This window comes from Paenibacillus sp. FSL F4-0097 (genome assembly GCF_038593125.1).
Lineage (GTDB): Bacteria > Bacillota > Bacilli > Paenibacillales > Paenibacillaceae > Paenibacillus_AQ > Paenibacillus_AQ odorifer.
Genome location: NZ_CP151965.1, coordinates 6939519 through 6948040 on the forward strand (window position 1 = coordinate 6939519; position 8522 = coordinate 6948040).

Genomic DNA, 8522 nt, shown 5'->3' on the forward strand with positions numbered 1-8522 from the left:
AGCTTTTGAAACAATTTATCTTTTGGGGATTTGGATTACAATCTCGTAATGGTCACCACGGTCATTTTCTGACGTTTTGATTTCCATACCTGAGCCTGACACCATATCAATAGATTGACGAATTGTATTAAGAGCTAGACGAACATCCTTGGTATAGGAGACCCGTTTTGACTTTTTAGTTTGTGAGACTTGTTTATAGAAAGCAATACGAGCTTCCGTCTGTTTAACATTTAATCCTTTTGCAATAATCTCTGCCAAAACTTTTAATTGCATTTCCACACTATCCAGTGATAAGAGTGAACGCGCATGTCTTTCGGAAATCTGACGTTCCATCAATGCTGTCTTAACCTCTTCAGGTAAGTGGAGTAAACGAATCTTATTCGCTATAGTCGACTGACTCTTGCCTAAGCGTTGTGCTAAGCTTTCTTGTGTTAATTGATGAAGATCAATTAACTTCTGATAAGCGACAGCTTCTTCTATGGAGGTCAAACCTTCACGCTGTAGATTTTCTATGAGCGCAATAGATGCAGCCTGCGAATCATTGAACTCACGGACAATAGCAGGGATCGTCTCTAAACCAAGCTTTTTAACTGCCCGCCAGCGCCGTTCACCTGCGATGATCTCATATATAGAATCTCGCATACGTACAACAATAGGCTGAATGACACCATGAGTTTTAATTGTCTGACATAACTCATCAATTTTGTCATCATCGAATATAGTCCGTGGTTGGTAAGGACTGCTAACGACCTCATGAACTGGTATTTGTTTGATTTCTTCTCCGCTGCTCCGCTCGTTAAACCCAAATAGCTTGGTAAATTGTTCTTTCATTCCGTTCATAACCACCTAATTTCGTTATAGTACGATCTTCTTGACCTTCTTCACGGAAAGCATATCGTACAGCAATCTAAAACATTCTGATATTATGGAATTACCTGTAATGAACAGGCATCATAATCTCTCCTTCTTTCGAACAAGAGTACAGAGAAGGAGTTATATACAAAATTAAAGTCTACTATGCTATTCTATCACTTTTCTCTACATAATCATATTCTCCGTAAAGACCTATTTTTCCTGCATTTTTACAGGTGCACAACCAAATCAGCTTATAAATCTAATTTTCATCTAAATTGATATTTATCGATTTTTGTTATCATCATCTTCATAAAAAAAGAGCATTCCCTTTGTTCAAAGGGAATGCTCCTAAAGGAACTTTGAGTATCGGCAATGTTTCACGTGAAACATTATTTCATCAATGGCGTTTTGGCAGGAATTCCCGCTTTTCTTGGATATTTAGCTGGTGTTGCTCCTGTCTTACGGATCATAACAATATGTCGATCCGACTCCTCCACTGGTAAGCTGAACGACTCCACTTTGCTGAGTTCAGCACGAAGCTCTTTTAAGCTGTACTTAGCTTCGCTTAATTCCTCTGAAGGATCGCTGCCCTTCATTGCAGCGAACACCCCATCTTTGCGTGTGAAGGGAAGACAAAATTCATTCAATAAAGACAGTCTTGCTACCGCACGTGCTGTAACCAAATCATAGGCATCACGATGAGTGAACTTGCGCGCGACATCCTCTGCCCGCCCATGGATCAATTGTACATCAGTTAATCCCAATGTCGTACTTACATGCTGCAGAAATGAAATTCGTTTATTGAGCGAATCAACAATCGTTAGCTTCAAATGAGGAAAACATATTTTAAGTGGAATTCCTGGAAAACCAGCTCCTGAACCGATATCTGCGAGATTGGTGACCTCGTTAATATCAAGGAAAAAAGCTAATGAAATAGAATCATAGAAATGCTTTGTATATACCTGCTCTCGCTCAGTTATACCCGTGAGATTCATTTTTTCATTCCAGGATACGAGTTCCTTATAATACAGATCAAATTGTGCTAACTGTTCTGCTGTAAGGGATATGCCTCGTTCCTGTAATAGTTGTGTGAATTGAACTTCCGTATTATCCATAGCTTATCCTTTCGCCGCGGTTACCCGGTTGTAATGCTCAAGATATACAAGAAGAATGGAAATATCAGCAGGTGTAACTCCCGCAATCCGAGAAGCCTGCCCGATAGAGATCGGGTGAATCTTAGTCAGCTTCTGCCGCGCTTCCATCGCTAATCCATGGATTTCATTATAATTAATGTCATCTGGAATTTTTTTCTTCTCCATCTTTTGCAGGCGCTCCACATGTTGAAGTTGTTTTTCTATATATCCGGCATATTTAATTTGGATTTCTACTTGCTCTTTCATTTCTGCATCCAGCATCTCTGGTGATGGTGATACTTGATCAACAAAACTATATACAAGCTCTGGGCGCCGCATCAGAACTAGCAAATTACTGCCATCTACAATAGGTGCCGATTCATATTGCGCTAGTACTTGGTTTACATCAACAGGTTTAACCTTTGTTTCTTGCAGACGAACAATTTCACGCTCCACCCGTTCTTTCTTATCTGTGAAGTTATCGAAACGCTCCTGTGTGATCAAACCAATGTCGTAACCGATAGGTGTAAGTCTTAGATCTGCATTGTCATGGCGAAGCAACAAACGATATTCTGCACGTGAAGTAAGCAGACGGTAAGGTTCATTCGTTCCCTTAGTCACGAGATCATCAATGAGTACACCAATGTATCCCTGTGAACGATCTAGAATTACGGGTTCTTTGTCTTGCACTTTGCGTGCTGCATTAATTCCAGCCATAACCCCTTGGCCTGCTGCTTCCTCATAACCGGAAGTGCCATTGATTTGTCCAGCAGTGAACAGACCTGGAAGACGTTTAGTTTCAAGAGATGGCCATAGCTGTGTAGGAACCATTGCATCATATTCAATAGCATAGCCGTTACGCATCATCTCTACCTTTTCCATACCGGGGATGGAACGTAAGATAGCTAGCTGTACATCCTCAGGAAGACTAGTGGACAGACCTTGTACATAGTATTCCGATGTATTTTTTCCCTCTGGCTCTAAAAAGATCTGATGCTTAGATTTATCACTGAATCTTACGACCTTATCTTCTATAGAAGGGCAATAACGTGGGCCAGTTCCTTCGATAATACCTGTGAACATTGGCGCACGATGAAGGTTATCATTAATAATCTGATGAGTAACCTCAGAGGTATACGTTAACCAACAAGGAAGTTGTTCGTTATCGGATGATTTCGTTTCGAACGAAAAGAATTTCGGTTCATCGTCACCTGGTTGAATTTCTGTCTTAGAGAAATCGATCGTATCACGATGTACACGTGGTGGAGTACCTGTTTTAAAACGCACCAATTCAAACCCAAGCTCCCGCAAATTCTCAGAAAGCTTCACGGATGGCTGTTGATTGTTAGGTCCACTTTCATATGTTAGCTCACCCATAATCACTTTACCGCGCAGGTAAGTACCTGTTGTCAGGATAACAGTCTTACTATGGTATTCGGTGCCAGTCTTCGTAACTACACCTACACAACGTCCATCCTCAACGATTAAACGCTCAACCATCCCTTGACGAAGTGTCAAATTAGGCGTTTTCTCCATAGTTTCCTTCATTGTATGTTGATAAAGGAATTTATCAGCTTGTGCACGTAAAGCATGTACTGCTGGTCCTTTACCTGTATTCAGCATACGCAGTTGAATGAATGTCTTATCTATATTGCGGCCCATTTCTCCGCCAAGCGCATCAATTTCACGCACTACATGTCCTTTGGCAGGTCCGCCTATGGACGGATTGCAGGGCATGAATGCAACCATATCCAGGTTAATTGTGATCATTAACGTACTGCAACCCATCCGGGCTGCAGCCAGTGCTGCTTCACAGCCAGCATGACCAGCGCCAATGACGATAACGTCATAGTTGCCTCCATCATAACTCATGTCCTGTTTCCCCCTTGAAATTATATTAAATCGTGAATCTTATTTTCCTAAACAAAATTGTGAGAATATTTGGTCTAACAAAGAGTCAGCTGCAGTATCGCCAATTATTTCCCCAAGCTGTTCCCATGCGAGCCGTACATCGATTTGAATCATATCAATCGGTATATACTGTTCTGCAGCATCGTATGCATCTTGAAGTGATTTATAGGCTTTTTTGAGCAGGGCTATATGTCTCACATTACTCACATATGTCAAGTCACCCGATTCCAGCTTTCCACCAAAAAAGAGTGTCGAAATGGCATCTTCAAGTTTGTCTAGACCTTCCTCTTCCAGAACGGACATCGGTACAATGTTAGACTCCTCAAAAAACGAGAGCAACTTATCCTTATCCAGTTTGGACGGTAAGTCCATTTTATTCATGATTACTAGGCACTGTCTACCGTGTATTTGTTCCATCAATGCCAATTCATCCTCATGCAGCTCTTCATTAGCATTCAGCACAAGTAGAATCAGGTCGGCGTCACTAACTGCCGCTTTGGAGCGCTCCACCCCAATTTTCTCAACAACATCCATCGTTTCACGAATTCCCGCAGTATCGAGCAGCTTAAGCGGTATATTATTTATCGTTATAAATTCTTCTATTACATCACGTGTTGTTCCCGGAATATCTGTTACAATCGCTTTATTCTCACGAGCTAATGCATTTAGCAATGATGATTTACCAACGTTCGGACGTCCGACAATAGCTGTCGTAATCCCTTCACGAAGTATTTTTCCTTCATTAGATGTCTTAAGCAGCTTTGTTATTCCCTCCATAACCTCACTGCTTTTATCTTTAATAAATTCAGCTGTCATGGATTCTACATCATGTTCTGGATAATCTATATTCACTTCAATATGAGCCAGCATCTCAATAAGTGTGTGGCGTAAAGCATGAATTCGATCCGATAAGGATCCGCTAACCTGTTTTAAAGCTACAGAAAAAGCCCGGTCAGACTTAGAGCGAATCAGATCAATAACAGCCTCAGCCTGCGATAAATCGATACGTCCGCCCAAGAAAGCACGCTTGGTGAACTCCCCCGGCTCGGCTAACCTTATCTCCTGCTGCAGAAGTAAGTCCATCACTCTTCTTACAGAAATTACACCGCCATGAGCACTGATCTCTACTACATCCTCGGTCGTAAAAGAACGTGGTCCTTTCATAACGGTTACCAACACTTCTTCCATCTTCTCTCCGTTATCAGGACTGACGATATGTCCGTAATGAACGGTATGCGATTCCGCTTCAGTTAATGGAATTCGGCTGCGAAATAATGGTGCCACTTGGGAAATAGCCTGTGGGCCACTTACCCGAATAATAGCAATTCCTCCCTCGCCTAATGCCGTCGATACGGCAGCAATGGTGTCACTAAGCATGCTGTTTTTCACCCCAAAACTTATATTTTTTGAATAGAAACGTTCTTTTATTTTTAAAAAAACAATGACCCCTTACATTGGTCAAGGAGTCATTGCATCCATATAGTCTTTACTTCAAGGTTATAACGACGCGGCGATTTGGCTCTTCGCCTTTACTGAGGGTACTCACTTGCCGATGATCCTGTAACCTGGAGTGGATAATCTTGCGCTCCTGAGGAGACATTGGCTCCAATACAACCTCTTTACGAGTGCGAATTACACGTCCGGCTAAACGATCAGCCAGCTCTTCAAGCGTTTTTTTACGGCGCTCACGGAAGTTCTCTGCATCTAACACAAGCCGTATAAAACTGTCGGAATAACGGTTAGCTACAATATTAGCCAAATACTGTAGAGCATCGAGAGTTTGTCCTCTTCTGCCAATTAACAGTCCCAAATCTGGACCGGAAATTTGCAGAATCGTGGATTCCTTGGTGTGGACGATTTCTACCTCCACTTCGAGCCCCATGCTCTTAGCGACATCCACAATGAAATGAACGGCTTCTTGGTAAGCTTCCTCCACCGGTTGTCCGGAATCTTGGCGTGGCACACCGCCGATGGCCTCCTGTTTGCTCTCTCTTGCTGACTGTTGAGGCAGTGACGGAGCACTCGCCGCTGATGCCGGTGCGGCTTCGGCTATCAAGGTTAGTTCAACCTTGGCACCTTTCGCACCGATCAATCCCAGGAATCCTCTTGATGGCTGCTCAAGTACGTTGACCGTTACCCGGTCCTTTTGAACTCCAAGCTGGGTTAGTCCCCATTCTACAGCTTCTTCAATGGTTTTCCCTGTTGCGACGACTTTGCTCATTTTGACTTTTTGGCTCCCTTCGATGACTTGTTACCGCCTTTGCTCTTCGGAGCAGGACTGGAGTCATCTGTACTTTTTACAGCACTTGCGATTGCCAATTTGTGTTTATCATTGTTGCGGTATAAGAAGTAGTTCTGAATAATAGTGTAAAGGTTACTGTACACCCAGTATAGTGGCAAGGCTGCAGGGAAGTTGTACGACATAACGAAGATCAGAACTGGATAGATCATCATCATGAACTGCATTGGCCCTTGTTGTTGCACTGGATTCATTTTGGTCATCATTCTAGTTTGAATAAATGTTGTTAATGCTGCTAGCACTGGTAAGATAAACAGATGATCCGGTTTACCTAGCTCCAGCCACAAGAAGGTGTGCTCCCGCAAATGTGGATTATAGTAGATCGAGTTGTAGAGAGCGATAAAGATAGGCATTTGAACGATCAGCGGTAAACAACCCGCCATTGGGTTAACCTTGTTTTCTTGGAACAAACGCATTGTTTCTTGCTGCACCTTTTCAGGTGTGTCTTTATATTTTTTCTGGATCTTTTGGAGTTCCGGCTGAATGGCTTGCATTGCACGCGAGCTCTTCACCTGTTTAATAGTAAGCGGAAGAATCAACGTGCGGACAATAATAACCATCACAAGTACGGCTAAACCATATTCTCCGTTAAACCAATCTGCAAACTTGTCCAAGGCAATGGCGAAATAATACACTACATTACTTTGCCAGAAGCCTCCATTCTTCAAATCCTCCGTAGTGTGCGTAACAGCAGTCGACGGAGCGCATCCCGACAGAACAGCTAACGACAACACCATTACCGTGATGAGGAGAAACCATTTTCCTCGTCTAGTCTTCATTAGAGACACTTCAAAACCCCTCTCTTAAACATTCCATTCCACCGTAAATCATACCATAATTATGAATACAAATAAACAAGCCTCTTAAGCACCCTTTATTTGCGGGAAGCCTTGAGTAGCTTGGCTTTACGAAGCACATGCAGCACACTTTTTTCGAGCTCTGCATACTCCATGGAAAGCGCTCCTTTTCTTACGATAAACACCATGTCTAAGCCACCTGCAATCTCGGGTTCATGGTGACGGACGATTTCCTTAACTAATCTTCTCATACGGTTACGGACAACCGCGTTTCCGACCTTTTTGCTAACAGACACACCTACTCTAAATCGCTCTACCTCTTTTTTGCCAAACCAATACACTACAAATTGATGATTCGCAAATGACTTCCCATGGCGGTATACACGACTGAAGTCGGCACGGTTTCGTAAACGTAACTTTTTGTGCACGGGAATCTCCTTCATAAAAATCCGGTTTAAGTGTCCCTCCGAATTTTTTCTTCTAATAGTATAGGCATTTGCAAGCAGCCATAAACGACCACATTTGCTGTGCTGAAATTAAGCTTCTATATATAGTAGGAAAAATAATTTCAACTTCTCACAAAATATTTCTCAATATACGTTAAATAGCCCCGCAAAGTGTAGCTAGCGCATTAAGCGAGATCCTAGACTTTTGCAGAGCAATAATAATAAAAAGCAGTAAAAAAAGACCACCGCAGTGGTCCCTTAGTGGCCTAACTTACGCACTCAAAACTTTTCTGCCTTTCAAGCGGCGAGCTGCCAGCACTTTACGGCCGTTTTTCGTGCTCATTCTTTTACGGAAACCGTGAACCTTACTACGTTTGCTCACATTTGGTCTAAATGTCGGTCTCATAATTGCACCTCCCTTACAGGAACTTAATTACTGTCATATAAGCAGAAACGGACTAAGCCGTCCTTATAGTAGGGACAGTATCTACAAGAATCATCATTTTTATATATCGAGACATATCCTTACAGAAAACACCTTTATATATTTAAACACATTTTATGAGCAAAAGTCAACCTAGTAACCGGCTTGTTCCTCCCCCTCAAGCTCAGGTGTTTATCCACAACTCTCCCCAGAAAAAAAGTAATCCACAAGATATGACAGTTATCCACCTGTGATCAAAAAATAAAGTCGACTGCTCACAGTTGAGCACAACCTGTGTATAAAATTATCGAACCTTTGGCGTAAAGTGTCGAACCGTAAACAAATTATCAACAATATGTAGTGGTGTTCCTAATAATTGTACACAAGTGCTTGAATTTGTGGATAAAATAGCCCTGCTCATTGAAAAATAAGGGGCGTTTTGCTATGATGGTATTACTTTTGAATGTGAATAGATTTGTTTGTTCTCTTAATTATCAACAAGCTGTGGATAAAGTTGTGAACAAATCAAATTTATCCATATTTTTTTGTCTCTTCATATTGCCTACTGGGGATAAATATCAGCACCAACCTATTTTCTTCGACATTTCCACTTCATGGCTGATGCCACATTTGGAAGATTTAAAGGAGTGACAGTCT

At 42.0% G+C, this 8522-nt stretch carries 8 protein-coding genes; all 8 read right to left on the reverse strand.

Annotated features, from left to right (window positions below; genetic code table 11):
• Positions 1–15: 15 nt before the first annotated feature.
• The 8 genes from noc to rpmH all read right to left on the reverse strand — a co-directional run bounded on the left by noc (position 16) and on the right by rpmH (position 7847).
• Positions 16–831, reverse strand: coding sequence for a nucleoid occlusion protein (gene noc, locus MHH86_RS31120; protein ID WP_036677760.1), 816 nt, complete (start codon positions 829–831; stop codon positions 16–18).
• A 413-nt stretch (positions 832–1244) separates the two neighbouring features.
• Complete coding sequence (gene rsmG / locus MHH86_RS31125; RefSeq protein WP_036677757.1) at positions 1245–1970, reverse strand: 16S rRNA (guanine(527)-N(7))-methyltransferase RsmG; 726 nt, start codon at positions 1968–1970, stop codon at positions 1245–1247.
• A gap of 3 nt (positions 1971–1973) precedes the next feature.
• On the reverse strand, positions 1974–3860 hold the full coding sequence (gene mnmG / locus MHH86_RS31130; RefSeq protein ID WP_036677754.1) for a tRNA uridine-5-carboxymethylaminomethyl(34) synthesis enzyme MnmG: 1887 nt from the start codon (positions 3858–3860) through the stop codon (positions 1974–1976).
• A 39-nt stretch (positions 3861–3899) separates the two neighbouring features.
• Positions 3900–5276: a tRNA uridine-5-carboxymethylaminomethyl(34) synthesis GTPase MnmE gene (mnmE, locus tag MHH86_RS31135; RefSeq protein WP_076099801.1), complete on the reverse strand. Its 1377-nt coding sequence runs from the start codon at positions 5274–5276 to the stop codon at positions 3900–3902.
• 109 nt (positions 5277–5385) lie between these two features.
• A complete protein-coding gene (gene jag, locus MHH86_RS31140; protein ID WP_342479584.1) occupies positions 5386–6120 on the reverse strand; it encodes an RNA-binding cell elongation regulator Jag/EloR in 735 nt (244 codons plus the stop codon).
• Positions 6117–6986 carry a YidC/Oxa1 family membrane protein insertase gene (locus tag MHH86_RS31145; protein WP_036677747.1) on the reverse strand — a complete coding sequence of 290 codons (870 nt, stop codon included), beginning with the start codon at positions 6984–6986 and terminating at the stop codon, positions 6117–6119. The genes jag and MHH86_RS31145 overlap by 4 nt, the downstream gene beginning before the upstream one ends.
• 86 nt (positions 6987–7072) lie before the next feature.
• The gene (gene rnpA / locus MHH86_RS31150) at positions 7073–7423 is read right to left on the reverse strand and encodes a ribonuclease P protein component (protein WP_036677842.1); all 351 of its coding nucleotides are present in this window, start codon (positions 7421–7423) and stop codon (positions 7073–7075) included.
• Positions 7424–7712: 289 nt separating this feature from the next.
• Positions 7713–7847 (reverse strand): 50S ribosomal protein L34, encoded by a 135-nt coding sequence (gene rpmH / locus MHH86_RS31155; protein ID WP_036677745.1) that lies wholly within the window; start codon positions 7845–7847, stop codon positions 7713–7715.
• Positions 7848–8522 lie beyond the last annotated feature (675 nt).